The 13,894-nt window shown below is 66.7% G+C and carries 13 protein-coding genes and 1 pseudogene; 3 read left to right on the top strand and 11 right to left on the bottom strand.

Going from position 1 to position 13,894, the window contains the following annotated elements; genetic code table 11:
- The coding region (locus tag BN1233_RS51585) for a phage integrase N-terminal SAM-like domain-containing protein (protein WP_280139506.1) at positions 1–120 on the bottom strand (120 nt) is incomplete at its 3' end.
- 328 nt (positions 121–448) lie between these two features.
- Here BN1233_RS51585 and BN1233_RS33945 point away from each other — a divergent pair.
- The 3 genes from BN1233_RS33945 to BN1233_RS33935 all read left to right on the top strand — a co-directional run bounded on the left by BN1233_RS33945 (position 449) and on the right by BN1233_RS33935 (position 3,925).
- Positions 449–2,101, top strand: a complete 1,653-nt coding sequence (locus BN1233_RS33945; RefSeq protein WP_244471084.1) for an adenylate/guanylate cyclase domain-containing protein — start codon at positions 449–451, stop codon at positions 2,099–2,101.
- A gap of 205 nt (positions 2,102–2,306) precedes the next feature.
- Positions 2,307–3,077 (top strand): CBS domain-containing protein, encoded by a 771-nt coding sequence (locus BN1233_RS33940; protein ID WP_048710685.1) that lies wholly within the window; start codon positions 2,307–2,309, stop codon positions 3,075–3,077.
- A 266-nt stretch (positions 3,078–3,343) separates the two neighbouring features.
- A complete protein-coding gene (locus tag BN1233_RS33935) occupies positions 3,344–3,925 on the top strand; it encodes a CarD family transcriptional regulator (RefSeq protein WP_046868074.1) in 582 nt (193 codons plus the stop codon).
- A gap of 304 nt (positions 3,926–4,229) precedes the next feature.
- Here the strand turns inward: BN1233_RS33935 and BN1233_RS33930 are convergent, their stop codons facing one another.
- From BN1233_RS33930 to BN1233_RS45305, 10 genes and pseudogenes are all read right to left on the bottom strand, one after another.
- A complete protein-coding gene (locus tag BN1233_RS33930) occupies positions 4,230–5,165 on the bottom strand; it encodes a DUF6963 family protein (protein WP_046868073.1) in 936 nt (311 codons plus the stop codon).
- Entirely contained in the window at positions 5,162–6,868 is a 1,707-nt protein-coding gene (locus BN1233_RS33925) for an ABC transporter ATP-binding protein (protein WP_052764052.1), read from the bottom strand. The genes BN1233_RS33930 and BN1233_RS33925 overlap by 4 nt, the downstream gene beginning before the upstream one ends.
- Positions 6,865–7,755 carry an ABC transporter permease gene (locus BN1233_RS33920; protein ID WP_147707706.1) on the bottom strand — a complete coding sequence of 297 codons (891 nt, stop codon included), beginning with the start codon at positions 7,753–7,755 and terminating at the stop codon, positions 6,865–6,867. Before BN1233_RS33920 ends, BN1233_RS33925 begins: the two co-directional genes overlap by 4 nt.
- A gap of 2 nt (positions 7,756–7,757) precedes the next feature.
- A complete protein-coding gene (locus tag BN1233_RS33915) occupies positions 7,758–8,681 on the bottom strand; it encodes an ABC transporter permease (protein ID WP_046868072.1) in 924 nt (307 codons plus the stop codon).
- A 72-nt stretch (positions 8,682–8,753) separates the two neighbouring features.
- Positions 8,754–10,307, bottom strand: a complete 1,554-nt coding sequence (locus BN1233_RS33910; protein WP_197094672.1) for an ABC transporter substrate-binding protein — start codon at positions 10,305–10,307, stop codon at positions 8,754–8,756.
- Between the two features lie 291 nt (positions 10,308–10,598).
- Positions 10,599–11,465, bottom strand: coding sequence for a MurR/RpiR family transcriptional regulator (locus BN1233_RS33905; protein WP_046868071.1), 867 nt, complete (start codon positions 11,463–11,465; stop codon positions 10,599–10,601).
- A 261-nt stretch (positions 11,466–11,726) separates the two neighbouring features.
- A complete protein-coding gene (locus tag BN1233_RS33900) occupies positions 11,727–12,104 on the bottom strand; it encodes a hypothetical protein (protein WP_046868070.1) in 378 nt (125 codons plus the stop codon).
- A gap of 75 nt (positions 12,105–12,179) precedes the next feature.
- Positions 12,180–12,476, bottom strand: a complete 297-nt coding sequence (locus tag BN1233_RS33895) for a hypothetical protein (RefSeq protein WP_046868069.1) — start codon at positions 12,474–12,476, stop codon at positions 12,180–12,182.
- 73 nt (positions 12,477–12,549) lie between these two features.
- A complete protein-coding gene (locus tag BN1233_RS33890; RefSeq protein ID WP_048710682.1) occupies positions 12,550–13,194 on the bottom strand; it encodes a hypothetical protein in 645 nt (214 codons plus the stop codon).
- 241 nt (positions 13,195–13,435) lie between these two features.
- A pseudogene (locus BN1233_RS45305) lies at positions 13,436–13,579 on the bottom strand (DMT family transporter); the annotation flags it as partial.
- Between the last annotated feature and the right edge of the window lie 315 nt (positions 13,580–13,894).

The following is a 13,894-nucleotide window of genomic DNA, read 5'->3' as shown; positions in this document are numbered from 1 at the left end:
GTCCTCGAAGCTCGCCGTGTCGGGCGATCGGCCGAGGAAGGCGGCGAAGTCCTTGATGGTGTGGATGTAGCCTTGTTGGGTCTTCGGCGCTAACTTGCGGATCGCCATGTCTTCGATCATGCGGCGCCGCAACGGGCTCATGGCTTCGTCGGTCATGGGGATGCTCCTGTCTTGAGTGAGGGTTTGCCAACTCCTCATCTTCAAGACAGGACGCCCCGCCTCGCTAGCGTATTGGCCGTGTCGGTCGCCGCAGCAAGCTACCGCGAGAGCGGTTTAGTCCTTTGGCACGAGGCGGACCTAAGAGCTTGGTCGGCTTCGATGGTCAGACCTGACGCTCATTGAGTGGTCGGAATTTCATCGTTTGACCCTGAACGGACCAAGGCCGCGCTTCCGGGCCTGATCTGGTGTAGGATGGCAGAGCCTCAAACGCCTCCCGGAGGGTTGCGCCATGAGCGCTCCCCGCATCGAACGCAGGCTCGCCGCCGTGCTCGCGGCCGATGTGGTCGGATACTCGCGCCTGATGGAGCAGGACGAGCGCGGCACCTTCGACCGCCTCAAGGCCCACCGGAAGGAAACGATCGAGCCGCTCGTTGCGCAGTATCACGGCCGGACGGTCAAGCTCACAGGCGACGGTGCACTCTGCGAGTTCCACAGCGTCGTCGAGGCAGTCACCTTCGCGCTCCAGGTCCAGCAGGCCATCGCCGAACGGGAAGCGGCGGTGACGGAGGAAAAGCGGATCCGCTTCCGGATCGGGATCAACCTCGGCGACGTGATCTGTGAGGACGGCGACCTCTATGGCGACGGCGTGAACGTCGCGGCCCGGCTCGAGAGCTTGGCAGACCCTGGTGGCGTGTGCGTCTCTGGCACCGCCTACGATCACCTCGGTGGTAAGCTCAACTGCTCCTTCGAGTTTCTCGGCGAGCGCACGGTCAAGAATATCGCGCGGCCGGTGCGGGTCTACCGGGCAATCCTCGGTGACGCACCGGCAGTCGCGGCTTCCCTGGCGATCCCCGACCGGCCCTCGATTGCGGTGCTGCCGTTCGACAACATGTGCGCCGATCCGGAGCAGGAGTTCTTCGGCGACGGGATCACCGAGGACATCACGACCGCCCTGTCCAAGTTCCGGGGCTTCTTCGTGATCGCCCGGAACACGATGTTCACCTACAAGGGGAAACGGGTGGACGTGCGTGCTGTCGGCCGCGAACTCGGGGTCCGGTATATCCTGGAGGGCAGCGTCCGCCGGGCGGCCGACCACGTCCGGGTGACGGCCCAACTCGTGGAGGCGGCGACGGGCCAGCATCTCTGGGCCGACCGCTATGACGGGCGCATCGACGACATCTTCGCCATCCAAGACGAGATCACGGCAAGCGTGGTCGGCCGCATCGGGTCCGAGGTCCTGGCCGCAGAGCATGCCCGGGCAAGCCGCAAGCCGCCGCAGAGCCTGGATGCATGGGAGTGCGTGGTGCGCGCCCTGTTCCTGTGTTCGCAGCTCTCGAACGAGTGCAGCCGGAACGCGCTCCGCCTGCTCGAGTGGGCAATCGGCCTCGATCCCGCCTACGCGCAGGCGCTCGGTCTCAAGGCCTGGATCACCATGTGGCGGGCGCTCCAGGGCTGGGATGACATGGGCCAGGCGCTGACCCTAGCGAACACTTCGATGCGGCGCGCCCTGACCGCCGACGAGGACGAGCCTTGGGCCTACCTCGCGCAGGCGATGACGGGCTACGCAACCCGCGACAATGCTCTCGCGATGACGGCCCTGACCCGGGCGGTGGAGATCAACCCCAGCTTCGCCTTCGCACATGGCCAGCTCGGCATCGCGCACGCCTTCGGGGGGCGGTCCGAAGAGGCCATACGCTGCATAGACCATGCCCTGCGGTTGAGCCCGCGCGAGGCATTCCTCGGGGATTACTACTTCTTTTACGCCGCCGCTTATTTCCAGGGAGGCCATTACGATCTTGGGCTGCGCTACGCGCGGGAGGCCCACCGCCTGCGGCCCGGGCACGTCTACCCGCTGCTGATCGGCGTTGCCTGCGCGGGATATCTGGGGGGATGCCGAGGCGGCCGCGAACCTGCTGGGGGACCTGAAGGCGATTGCCCCTGACATCTCGCTGTCGTCGATCGAGACGACATCCGGGTTCATCCGCGCGGAGGACCGCGCGCGGCACATCGAGGGTGTTGCACGCGCTGGTCTAACCTAACTCCTCTCGCCGCATCCTCTCCGAACTGCTGCCAACGTCGATTATCCCTCCCTGTGGCCGTGGAGAGTGCGCAGGAAGGCCTTGGAGGACGCCGCAGCGGAGTTGGAAATGGCGGAAGTCGTGCACCTCGAGCCGCGGCGCCGAACCCGCGTAGCGGAGGGGGACTCCGGACCGCCCTCCGCTCCAGCCATTCCTGCCACCGTCGCCGACATCATGACCCGCGAAGTGGTCTCGGTGTTGCCGGACACCCCCATTCATGAGGTCGCGAACATGCTGCTCGAGAAGCGCATTCGCGCCGTGCCGGTCACCGATTCCAAAGGGCACCTGTTAGGAGTGGTGAGCGAGGCCGACCTGATACGCCGGGTCGAACTCGGCACCGATGAGGATGGATCCTGGTGGCGCAAGGTTTTCCGGGATGCCAGCACAGCGGCTGTGGACTATGTCAGGTCGCACGGTCGGCGCGCCCGCCACGTGATGACCGCCCGCCCGGTTACCACCACCGCCGACACACCATTGCACGAATTCGCGCGAGCTCTCGGGAAACGGCGTCTTCGATGGCTGCCGGTTATCGCGGGCGACCACGTCGTCGGGGTTGTCAGCCGCAGCGACCTCGTCAGGGCCCTGGCACGCCTGAGCGCACCCGGGATGGCGGGACCGCGGTCGGACGAGGCCATCCGCAAGGACCTCGAAGCGCGCATCAGGCGGATTCCGTGGGGACTCAGATTCATTGATGTCACCGTGCACGAGGGAGACGTGAACCTCTCGGGTCCCGTGCGCTCGGCGGCGGAGCGGGCGGCACTGCACGTCGTGGCGGAGAACACATCAGGGGTCCGAGGCGTGGAAGACCAACTGTTCACCCAGCCGCTCGCCACGGCATGACGGGCATGGACCGTGCCGGGAAGGGCCTCCAGTCCCGCCCCAGCAATCTGCGTAGCGGAGATCCGCCTCCACCCTGGTCGGACGAATGCTTCTGTCCCGCGATGGCGTCCGATCGCATCGTCAGGCGCGCCGCCATCCAGGAGTTTCGGGGAGCCTGCTCGAAACTTGGCCGCCCTCCTTTTGGTTTCTGATGCGTAACCGGCTACACACCCATCCCCTGTGTGAATGGCCATCCTCGCCGGACGGCCATAAGGAGCGTTTGTTTCATGGGTACCGGTGCGAAGGACTCAACCACGCAGAAGTTCGCCGTCGGCGAGGCAGTCGTCTATCCCGGCCGGGGAGTCGGTCGCATCAGTTCGATCGAGGAGCAGGAGGCAGCGGGCTTCAAGCTCGAGGTCTACGTGATCTCCTTTGAGCGTGAGAATGCCGTCGTGAAGATCCCGACGGCGCGCGCGGCCAAGCAGGGGCTGCGAAAGGTCTCGGATGCCGAGGCCATCGAAGAGGCGTTCGAGATCCTGACCGGGCGTGCACGCAAGTCGCGCCAGATGTGGTCCCGCCGGGCAGTGGAACTCGGGGGCAGGATCAATTCGGGGGACATCATCCAGGTAGCCGAGGTGATCCGCGATCTCCATCGGAGCGAGGGGGAGGCCGAGGCATCCTTCAGCGAGCGCGGCCTCTACGACAGCGCCATCGCCTTACTTGTGCAGGAGGTGTCGGCTTCGAGGCACATCACCGAGACCGAGGCCATGAAGCTCATCCAGCAGAGCCTGGGGAAGGCACCCCGCCGGGGTGCGAAAGCAAAGGACGAAGACGGCGAAGCCGGCGACGACCTCTCCAAGGTCGCATGAGCATGACATCGGTGACGCGGGAGGCCTTCACTACGACGGGCTTCCCGCCTCGCCGTTGGTCCCGATCCCGGGTCTGGGGACGGTCATCGTGCACCTTTCGGCCAGGATCCGAATACATGCGCAGACCCCCTTGGGGCTAGGCTGTTCGTCGCACCATGGACTGATTTACGACTGCGCCAGCCGTATGGGTGCGGAGGGCGAGACGGTTACGCCTGCGGGATTTCCTCTGCACGCATGACAGGGTGTGCGGGAGCCTGACCACGCGACCAACACTGGGTCGGGATTTGCACCCGGCACGCGAACATCACTGCCGAGCGTGCCGAATGGGGATCTGAAGCGCGTCCGCTCCGTCGATGGATGCGAGGCAACCCGATGCAATGACGAGGTAAGGTTCGTAGAGGGCATGTGCGACGACCTTGTCGTCCATGAGGATCGGCACCATCGGACCAAGCCCCATGCTCCAGCTTCCGGCCAGATACTTCGGATCGCTCACCGTCAAGGACGTGACTGCATGGGTTTCGTCGATCTGAATGGCGTTTACCGGACCTTTCCGGATCGGCAGTCCTGCCGACAGGCGGAGGGTATCATCCGCGGCATCCGGCGGATCCATGCGGTCGAGGGCGGTCTCGGCCACGAGAGCGGCCAGGGAGCGATACGGACGGATGGCATTGTGGAGCACGGCGACGACAGCGCCTTGGTCGACCGAACCCAGTACGGCCTGACCGCGATCCGGGAACCTGGCCACGTATGCGGTATCTTCCGCGAAGACCTCGCCATCCAGCGACAATGCGATGATTCCGGCATCGCTTGTCGGGTTCTCCCGGACAACGCGCTCCACGGCCTCGGCGGGCGTCATGCCCTGACCCATCAGCCCAAGGACCTCCTCGTTCAGGGCGATGCCGGCGGCTCCGACCGTATTGGGAAGCCGGTGGCCGGTCACGAGCCCGATCCGCGCATCGGCCGGCGTGAACTGCGACAGCGGAGAAGGCCGGTCCGGGCCGCTCGACATCAGCGCAGCGTAGCGTGCGCGTGCAATGTGCGCGGGCACCGCGTCACCCTCGAACAGGCCGCGCGTGCCACCCCGCTGGGTTTCGCCCCGGTGCAGTTTTCCGTCCTCCCCGATCACGACCAGGCTGACGAATCCGCCGATCGCGCCGTGGCCGACGAGCTCCGCGGTACGTAGGGCGTCGAACACGGCCTGTCCGGCATTAGGTCCAAAGGCGGCGATGCCGATCGTCATGAGGCTATCCAGTGATCAGGGGAGACCGCCCGAAGCGGCCCGGACGGCGCGTCGGGCGGACAGGTGAGGCGCGGTCGTCCGCGTCCGAGCGGGTCGGGAACCGGGGCCGCAGACAGCAACGAACGGGTATAGGGATGCAGGGGATGATCCAGGACATCCGCCGCCTGCCCGACCTCGACGATCCGCCCCGCGCGCATCACGGCCACGCGGTGGGCGACCCTGCGAACGACCGAAAGGTCATGCGTGATGAACAGGAGCGCGAGCGCCTGTTCGCGCTGCAAGCCGGCCAGCAGGTCCAGGATCTGCGCCTGCACGGAGACGTCCAGCGCCGAGGTCGGCTCGTCGGCGACGATCACGGCCGGATCGACCGCGAGCGTGCGCGCGATGGCGATGCGCTGCCGTTGCCCTCCGGAGAACTCGTGGGGCAGGCGCGTCGCGGCGTTCGCCGGCAGGCCGACCCGGTCGAGGAGGGATGCGACCCGGCGACGGATCTCGCGTGCCTCGAGGCCACCCTTGACCTTCAGGGGCTCGGCGAGGGTGCGCTCGATTGTGAAGCGGGGGTCGAGTGAGGCGTACGGGTCCTGGAAGACGAACTGAATCCTTGATCGGGCGGTGCGCAGGCGGGTCCCCCGGGCCGCGGTGATGTCCTCGCCCTCAACCAGGACCCGGCCGCTGTCGGGTTCCGTCAGCCGCACCGCGATGCGGCCGAGCGTGGACTTGCCGGAGCCGCTCTCGCCGACGAGGGCCACCGTCTGCGCGCGATCGACCTCGAGCGTGACATCGTCGAGGGCCATCGTGGCGGATGCCGACCGCAGCCACCCGCCGCCGTGGAACGTCTTGGAGATGCCCGACAGGCTGAGGATCGGTGCCTGCGACAGGTCCCGGGCCGAGGGTCGGGACGGTCCGGGACCGTCGATCCGAGGCACGGCTGCCAGGAGCGCCTGAGTATAGGACTCGGCCGGTGCCCGGAAGAGCGCCGTGACGGCATTCGTCTCGACGATCCGGCCATGCCGCATCACCACCACCCGATCGGCCATCTCGGCCACGACACCCATGTCGTGCGTGATCAGGAGGAGGCTGGTCCCGGCCTCCCGCGTCACGGTCCGCATCAGGTCGAGGATCTGGGCCTGGACCGTGACGTCCAGCGCCGTCGTGGGTTCGTCGGCAATGAGCAGCCGGGGTTCCAGAGCCATCACCGCAGCGATCATGACCCGCTGACGCATCCCGCCGGAGAACTCGTGCGGGTACTGCTCCAGCCGTGCGACTGCATTCGCAATCCCGACGTGCTCGAGTATTGCGATGGCACGCCTCCGGGCGGCGGTGCCGTCGAGTCCGCGATGGACCTCCAGTGCCTCCGTCATTTGCCGACCGATCGACAGCACCGGATTGAGGGAGGTCATCGGCTCCTGGAAGATCATCCCGATGCGGTTTCCGCGCAGGTGCCGCCGGGCCTCGTCATCGAGCGTAAGGATGTTCCGCCCCTCGAAGGAGATGGGGCCGCCCGTGATGCGGGCGGCCCCTTGCGGGAGCAGTCCCACGATCGAGAGGGCGGTCACGCTCTTGCCGGACCCGCTCTCGCCGACCAGGGCGACCGTCTCGCCCGCGCCCACCTCGAAGGAGACGTCCGACACGACGGTGCGCGGCTCACGGTGCCCGAAGGCCACGGACAGGGAGGACACGCTCAGCAGGGGCGGGGGCATCATCGCTCCCTCCCGTGAGGGTCCAGGGCCTCGCGGATGGCATCCCCGAGAAGGTTGAAGGCCAGGACGACCAGGGCGATGGCAAGGCCCGGGTAGAGCATCAGCCATGGAGCGCGGTTGAAGAAGTCACGCCCGGCGGACAGCATCGCTCCCCATTCCGGGGCCGGCGGCTGCGCCCCCAACCCGAGAAAGCTCAACCCCGCGGCCGCCAGGATCGCCGACGACAGGCCGAGCGTCGCGACGACCACCATGGTCGGCATCACGTTGGGCAGGAGATGCAGCAGGATGAGGCGGATCGGTCCCGCGCCCGCCACCACCGACCCCTCGAAGTAGGGTTTCGAGACCTCCACGAGCGCGGTCGCATACGCTGTCCGGGCATAGTAGGGGATGCCTGCGATGCCGACGGCGATCATCGCGTTCTCGAGGCTCGGCCCCAGCACCGCCACGCAGGCGAGGGCGATCAGGGTTTCCGTGAACGAGAACAGGACATCCGACAGCCGCATCAGGATCGTCTCGAGCAGCCCGCGGGCGTAGGCCGCCACGAGTCCCAGCGCCAGGCCCACCGTCAGGGAGATGCCGACCGCGATGGCTCCGATCTGGAGGGTGAGCCGCGCCCCGTGGACGATGCGGGAGAACATGTCGCGGCCGAACTCGTCCGTTCCGGCGAGATGCCTCAGGGACGGCTCGACGAGCCTGCGGCCCGCTCCCATCCTGGTCGGGGAGAACGGCGCGATCTGATCGGCGAACAAGGCGGTGACGATGAGGAGCGCGACAACCGCGAGTCCGATGACGCCTCCCGGGGACGAGACGAGCCGTCGCCAGAAGCCCTTCCTCGCCTTGCCGGGCCTGTCGGATTCAGCCACCAGCACCGAAGGGCTTTCGACGGCCACGCTCAACTCCTCCGGATGCGCGGATCGGCGAACGCGTAGGCCACGTCCAGCAGGATCGAGACGACCACCACCACGGTCGCGAAGACCAGGATGAATCCCTGGATCATGGGATAGTCGCGCTGGAAGATGGCCTCGATCGCAAGCCGTCCGACGCCGTTCCAGGCGAAGATGTTCTCGACGACGATGGCGCCGCCCATCATGGCGGCGAACTGCATCCCCATCATCGTGATCACCGGGATCAGGCCGGCCCTCAGCACATGCCGTTCGAGGACGACGGCCTTCGGCAGGCCCTTCGAGTGGGCGGTCCGGACGAAGTCCTGACTCATGACATCGATCATCGCCGAGCGTGTCATGCGGGCCACGATGGCCGCGTTCGACAGGCCGAGGGTGAGGGCCGGGAGAATGAGGTTGAGCGCTCCGGTCCCGGCGACGGGGAGCCATTGGAATTCGACCGCGAAGAGGAACAGCAGGATCAGGCCGAGCCAGAAATGCGGGATCGAGACCCCGGCGATCGCCAGCGCCATGAGACCGGTGTCGAGGGCGCTTCCCCGCTTGTAGGCCGCCAGGAAGCCGAGCGGCACGCCGATCAGCACGGCGAGGATCATGGCCGTAAGGGCCAGGACGAGTGTGTTGGGCAGGCGCTGGAGGATCAGGTCGAGAACGGGTTGCTGCCCCCTGACCGTCGTTCCAAGGTCACCGTGCAGGAGGCGGCCGATGAAGCGGACGTACTGCTCCGGGATGGGGCGGTCCAGGCCGAGCGAGCGGCGGATCTCCTCCAGTTGCTCGGGCGTCGTGCCCTGGCTTTGCGCATACATGATCTGCACGGGATCGCCGGGCACGAGGTGGATCAGCAGCGTGACGGCGACCGTCGTCACGAACACCGTGAGCAGTCCCATCGCGATGCGCCTGCGGATGAACTTCCACACGGACCGGTCCCGTCGCTTCCCTTGACGAATGCCGCGCGGGCGGAGGGATTCCTTCCGCCCGCGGAAGGGATCCTAGAACTTCACGTCGTTGAAGATCGGATACACGAACGGCGCCACCTTGAAGCCCTTCACCTCGGGGCGGACGGCGAACACCCACTCCCAGCCCGGCGTGTAGAGCGGGACGTGGATCGCGTTCTCGAGAAGGTAAGCCATCACGTTCTGGACCGCCGCCTTGCGTTCGGCCTCGTTCGTGAGGACCCGGGTCTTCTCCAGCATCGCGTCGAGCTCAGGCGAGGTGAAGCCGCGATACGCACCGGGAGAGTGCCAGAGGGCGTAGAGGATGTCGGGATCGAACCAGGACCAGGTCATCATGTCCATGCTGCCGATGCCCGTCGGCTTCTCGTTCTCCTGGCGCACGCGGGCGTTCATCGTGCCGATGTCCATGATCTCGATCCGCGCCTTGATCCCGACCTCGGCGAGCTGGTTCTGGAACACCTCGGCGAGCTTGTCGCGCTTGCCGCCCGTCCAGGCGATCAGCGTCACTTCGAGGGGCTTGTTCGGCCCGTAGCCGAGTTCGGCCAGCAGGGCCTTCGCCTTCGCGGGATCGTACGGCTGCCCGTGGGCGGCGCAGAACTCCTGATCGTTGCCGAACACGCCTCGCGAGATCGGGCATTTCTCGGGGATCGAGAGGTCGCCGTAAACGAGATCGATGGCGGCGGCGGCATCGGTCGCGTGGGCCACGGCCCGACGCGCACGGACGTCATTGAAGGGCGGGCGATGCACCGCGAACTCCCAGAACACGTTCTGGCCCGTGTTCTCGGCGATCACGATGCCGAGCTCGCCCGACTTCCTGAGCGCCGGCACGTCGTCCAGGGGCGGCTCGGCGATGTGGATCGCGCCGGTCTTCAGTCCGGCGAGGCGGGCCTGCGGCTCGGGCACGGTGGGGATGACGAGGCCGTCCATATACGGCGCACCCTTGTTCTCCGCCAGCTTGCCGAAGTTCCTGTAGGACGGGTTCCTGGCCAGCACGATCCTGTCGCCCTTGGTCCAGGACGTCAGCTTCCAGGGTCCCGAGCCGATCGCGGTCGTCGTCCCGAAGCCTTGGGCGTTCTTGTTGGAGTCGCAGATGATCGACGAGAAGCTGTCGGCCAGGAACGGGATGAGCGCGACGAACGGCGTGTCGAGCTTGAGCTTCACCGTCAGGGGGTCGACGACCTCGGCGGAGGTGATGGGTCCCCAGCTTGCCTTCGTGACGCTCGGGTTCGCGGCGTCGAGAGCACGGTCGACGGTGTACTTGACGTCCTCGGCATTCAGGGGCGTGCCGTCATGGCAGACGACGCCGTCCTGAAGCGTGAAGGTGTATTCCCGGCCGTCCGCACTCAATGTCCACGACTTGGCGATGTGAGGGACGGGTTTGCCGTCCTTGTCGGTCGCGAGCAGCGTGTCGTAGATCAGGCTCCACACCTGGAGCGACAGGGTGCTGGTCGCCCTGTGGGGATCGAGGGTGTCGATGTCGCCATAGCGCGCCCAGACGATGTCCTTGGCCGAGGCGGCACCGGCCGCGAGTCCCAGGCCGATGACCGTGAGCATCGTGGATCGCAGGAAGCGGAGCATGGTTCGCGTCATGGATGGTCTCCTGGAACGACCCGGGCGGGTGCCTGAGGCAGGCGGGGACGTTTCCGCCGAACGCGATCGGGCGGACCCCGCAGGGCACGCAACTCCGCTCCGGAGAGAACTCTGGCTCGAAAGGCTTCAGTTGGATGGTCGGGAACGGGCTTGTCGGCCCATCGAGCAGCAGAGTGCTGCGCGGCCAGGGGCGAGTCAATGAAATTTCAGAAGTGACTGTTTTATTTTCAGGATTGCATGTTTTGGGAGTCGCTCCGCGCGGCAAACGGTTCAGGCCTGAGGGCTTCCGGGTCAGATGTCCCCCGTCAGGACCTCGCCCCAGTCCTGGTGGATCTGGTCGATGAACTGAAGGCGCTCGATGGCCGACTGTCCGATCTTCAGGGCGAGTGCCGAGCACAGGTAGGTAAGGAGGGACACCGGCGCGACCACGCTGTCGAACACGCCCGACCCCTTGGTCCTGCACCGGAGCGTCACCTTGGCGACGTCAGGTCCCGCCTTTGCTGCCTGGTCGGTCACCAGCAGGACCTGCGCGCCGACCTGCGTGGCCGATCGCATGATCGAGCGCAGGCTGCGGGTCCGGCGGCCGATCCCGAGGGCCAGCATGGAGTCGGTGGATCGGATGGATGCGAACTCCTCCGGAATGGAAAACCCACCGATCGGCACCATGCGGATGTCCGGCTTGACCCGGATGAGGAGCGCCCGGGCGAAATGCGCCAAGGGGTAGTTGTCGCCGAAGCCCACGACCCAGAGCTTCTCGGCCCGGGCCATGGTCTGCACGGCCAGGGCGATCTCATCCGAGCGCAACTGCTCCACGGAACGCACGAGGTTCTGGACGTCATTGGCCAGATGGTCGCCGATCTCGGCCCTGTTCGTGCTGAAGCGACCGATCCTCTGGGTCTCGGGCGAAGGTCCTGGCTCAGGCTTGCGGGCTTCCCTCTGGGCGGTCTTGAAGCTGGGATAGCCCATGTGCCGGAAGAAGCGGGCGGTCGTCGCTTTCGAGACCTGGGCGCGCTCGGAGATGTCGGAGGCCGAGTAAAGGACCACCGCATCGCCGTTGGCGAGCAGCACATCGGCCAGCCGGCGCTCGCTCCGCGTCAGGTCGTCATAGGCAGCCAGGATGCGCTCGGACAGCGGCGGGGCATCAGGTGGGCTGGGCACGGCGGAAAATTTTCAGGATTGAAACGTTTGGCATCATACGGTGCTAAGGTTCCCGCGCAAGTCTGTCAGACGATCATGGAGCGTCGCGCGCCCCCGTGCCCAGCAACCCGTTAAGCAGAGGATGCGCGATACTTGCGGACTGAAGAATGCGGTGGTCATTCACGGGTGGACGTAGAGACCTCTCCCGGCCACGGTCCGAAGGCGGAGCAACTCCAGCAGGCTGCCACGAGGGCTTTGGGAGTCCCCACTATGCCATTGAGGTCACCTTCCGTTCGCGGAACTGTCGACCTGTTCGGCCAAAAGCCCCGAAAGCATGTCCCTGACCTTGGGGTCCACGTCGAGTTCCTCGAACACAGCCTGCATCTCCTCGAGGAACACCGAGCCGTCTTCGCTGCATGGCAGCTCGGATTCCTGCCGGAGGAGGTTCACGAAGCTGCTCTCCGGACGATCGCTGATCGGCTGGGGTTCAGCCACGTCGATCCGTCTGCCCGTATGGTTGAAGATGTCCGGAACGTGCTCGATGACGTGACGGCGGAGCCCGAAGGGAAGAGCACGCGACAGGTGCTCGTCGATGGCATCCTCGCGGCTCGGGACGAGGGAGAAGACGCTCGGGATGTGCGCCTCCAGGTCGATCGACATGCGGGCGATGTTCCCGGGATTGAAGAACCAGGTCGGCCCGACCCGTACTGGCGGGCGCGTATCATGGACATGCCCCTAGAGGCGGGAGAAGGTGCGCGCGTAGCCGAGGGCCGGGGCGAACACCCACAGGCTCGAGGTGACGCCGTTCCGGCCGTCCCCGACGGTCGGGTGGCCGTGCATGGTGCCCGTCAGGCAGTGCTCGAGGGACGTGGCGAGGCTCCAGTCCTCGAGCAGCGGCGCCCCGGCGAGCGTGCGCCGTCCGGGATGCTCGCCGCGGCGGATGCGCTCGAGGTCCTGCGCGAGGTCACGCAGGCGCTCGATTCTGTCGTCGAGCTCGGAAACGGGGCGGCGGTCGCGGATCGTGATCATCATGGCGTGCTCCATCGCGTCCGGTCCCGAGGATTCGGGGACCGGCGATCAGTCGTGGTGATCGGGGAGGGGCGGTTCAGCCGCGGAAGCGGGCGACCCTCGTGTCGGGGCCGATGCGGGCCTCGTCGAGCTCGATCTCGAGGAAGCGGCGCAGCGCCAGGGCGGCGATCACGCCTATCGCGTCACGCGCCTCGCGCACCGCCTGCATGCAGGCCGCGAGCGGCAGCGGGCCATGCTCGTCCAGAAGCGCCAGCAGCCGCACGCGGTCGCCGAGCGAGACCCGGTACGACGCGTAGCGCAGCAGGTCGCGGGCGTTCTCGAGCCGGAAGCCGTCGCGGACGTCGATCTCGTGAAGGACCTCGTACCGAGGGCCGAGTTCCTGCGCCGCGGCGGGCATCCAGCCGGGCAGGGGAGGTGAACCCGAGGCCGGCACCGCATCGAGCAGCGTGACGCCCGTCGCGCGGGTCACCGCGAAATCGGGAACGTGCCGCCCGTCACGATGGTGCAGGACGCGAGGCAGGCACGTCCACGACACCACGGCGGGATCGATGTCGAGCAGGCAGCCAACGTCGCGGGCAACCTGCGTCCGGAACAGCGGGCGTCCGACGCATCGGACGGTGCCACGGGGCGGCAAGGCGAGGCCGGAGGCCTCCTCCCGGATGCGGGCCAGGAGGTCTGGATCGTCATCCGAGCAGACGACTACTTGCGAGGTGATGGGCATGGATACGCTCGTCCCGAGGCGGACGGCACCGTCCGCGTGAACCGATCAGGGGCGGGGGTTCTGAGGGTATCAGCGTATGTACGGGGAACGCGCGACGCCGGGGCGCGGAAGGCGCTGTCCGAGGCCAAGGATAGGTGAGGGCGCGTTCAACATGGTGTCGAACAAATGGAGAACGTCACTTTAATTGTCAAGCTGTTTTTTACGCTGCCGTTCCGATCGAGGCGATGGCATCCCGTGGGCATCATCGCTCCGGCGCGGTGGAAACACCCGATGGGGACAGGAGCCAGAAGCTGACGATCATCGCCACAAGGGTCACGAGACTCGGCACCAGCTTCGTGAACCCCAGCGACTGCTTCATGGTGAAGGCCCACAGGACCTCCAGGAGCCCCGCAACGACCCATCGTTAAAATCCCTCTCACTTCGGGCTAAGCCGTCCTGGCGGGCTTGCCCTCAATGGCAGATCGACGCCGACCCAGAAGGCGCGTGGTCTGTCACGGTCCCGTGGAAGAGCGGGAACAGGGCCGGACTCCCGACGCGGCCCTGTCCGCCGCGCTAACCGTTCGTCCGTCGCCGGGAAGCGTGCTCTTCGGCCCGTCGGATGCTTTCGGTGCCGGAATGCGCGGCGAGCCCATCCTTGAACTCGGCCATGGCGGAGCTTGCTGCTTCGCGGATCACGTCCGCGACCGCATCAAGCGCGGGG

It is taken from the genome of Microvirga massiliensis, assembly GCF_001006805.1.
GTDB lineage: Bacteria > Pseudomonadota > Alphaproteobacteria > Rhizobiales > Beijerinckiaceae > Microvirga > Microvirga massiliensis.
Note: the sequence above shows the minus strand (reverse complement) of the source record. Positions and strands in the feature narration are given on the sequence as shown.

What these genes read in the sequence shown, in the direction of transcription:
- BN1233_RS33945 (WP_244471084.1), top strand. Translation starts at nt 449, where the DNA reads ATGAGCGCTCCCCGCATCGAACGCAGGCTCGCCGCCGTGCTCGCGGCC.
- BN1233_RS33940 (WP_048710685.1), top strand. Translation starts at nt 2,307, where the DNA reads ATGGCGGAAGTCGTGCACCTCGAGCCGCGGCGCCGAACCCGCGTAGCG.
- BN1233_RS33935 (WP_046868074.1), top strand. Translation starts at nt 3,344, where the DNA reads ATGGGTACCGGTGCGAAGGACTCAACCACGCAGAAGTTCGCCGTCGGC.
- BN1233_RS33930 (WP_046868073.1), bottom strand. Translation starts at nt 5,165, where the DNA reads ATGACGATCGGCATCGCCGCCTTTGGACCTAATGCCGGACAGGCCGTG.
- BN1233_RS33925 (WP_052764052.1), bottom strand. Translation starts at nt 6,868, where the DNA reads ATGATGCCCCCGCCCCTGCTGAGCGTGTCCTCCCTGTCCGTGGCCTTC.
- BN1233_RS33910 (WP_197094672.1), bottom strand. Translation starts at nt 10,307, where the DNA reads ATGACGCGAACCATGCTCCGCTTCCTGCGATCCACGATGCTCACGGTC.
- BN1233_RS33900 (WP_046868070.1), bottom strand. Translation starts at nt 12,104, where the DNA reads ATGTCGATCGACCTGGAGGCGCACATCCCGAGCGTCTTCTCCCTCGTC.
- BN1233_RS33895 (WP_046868069.1), bottom strand. Translation starts at nt 12,476, where the DNA reads ATGATGATCACGATCCGCGACCGCCGCCCCGTTTCCGAGCTCGACGAC.
- BN1233_RS33890 (WP_048710682.1), bottom strand. Translation starts at nt 13,194, where the DNA reads ATGCCCATCACCTCGCAAGTAGTCGTCTGCTCGGATGACGATCCAGAC.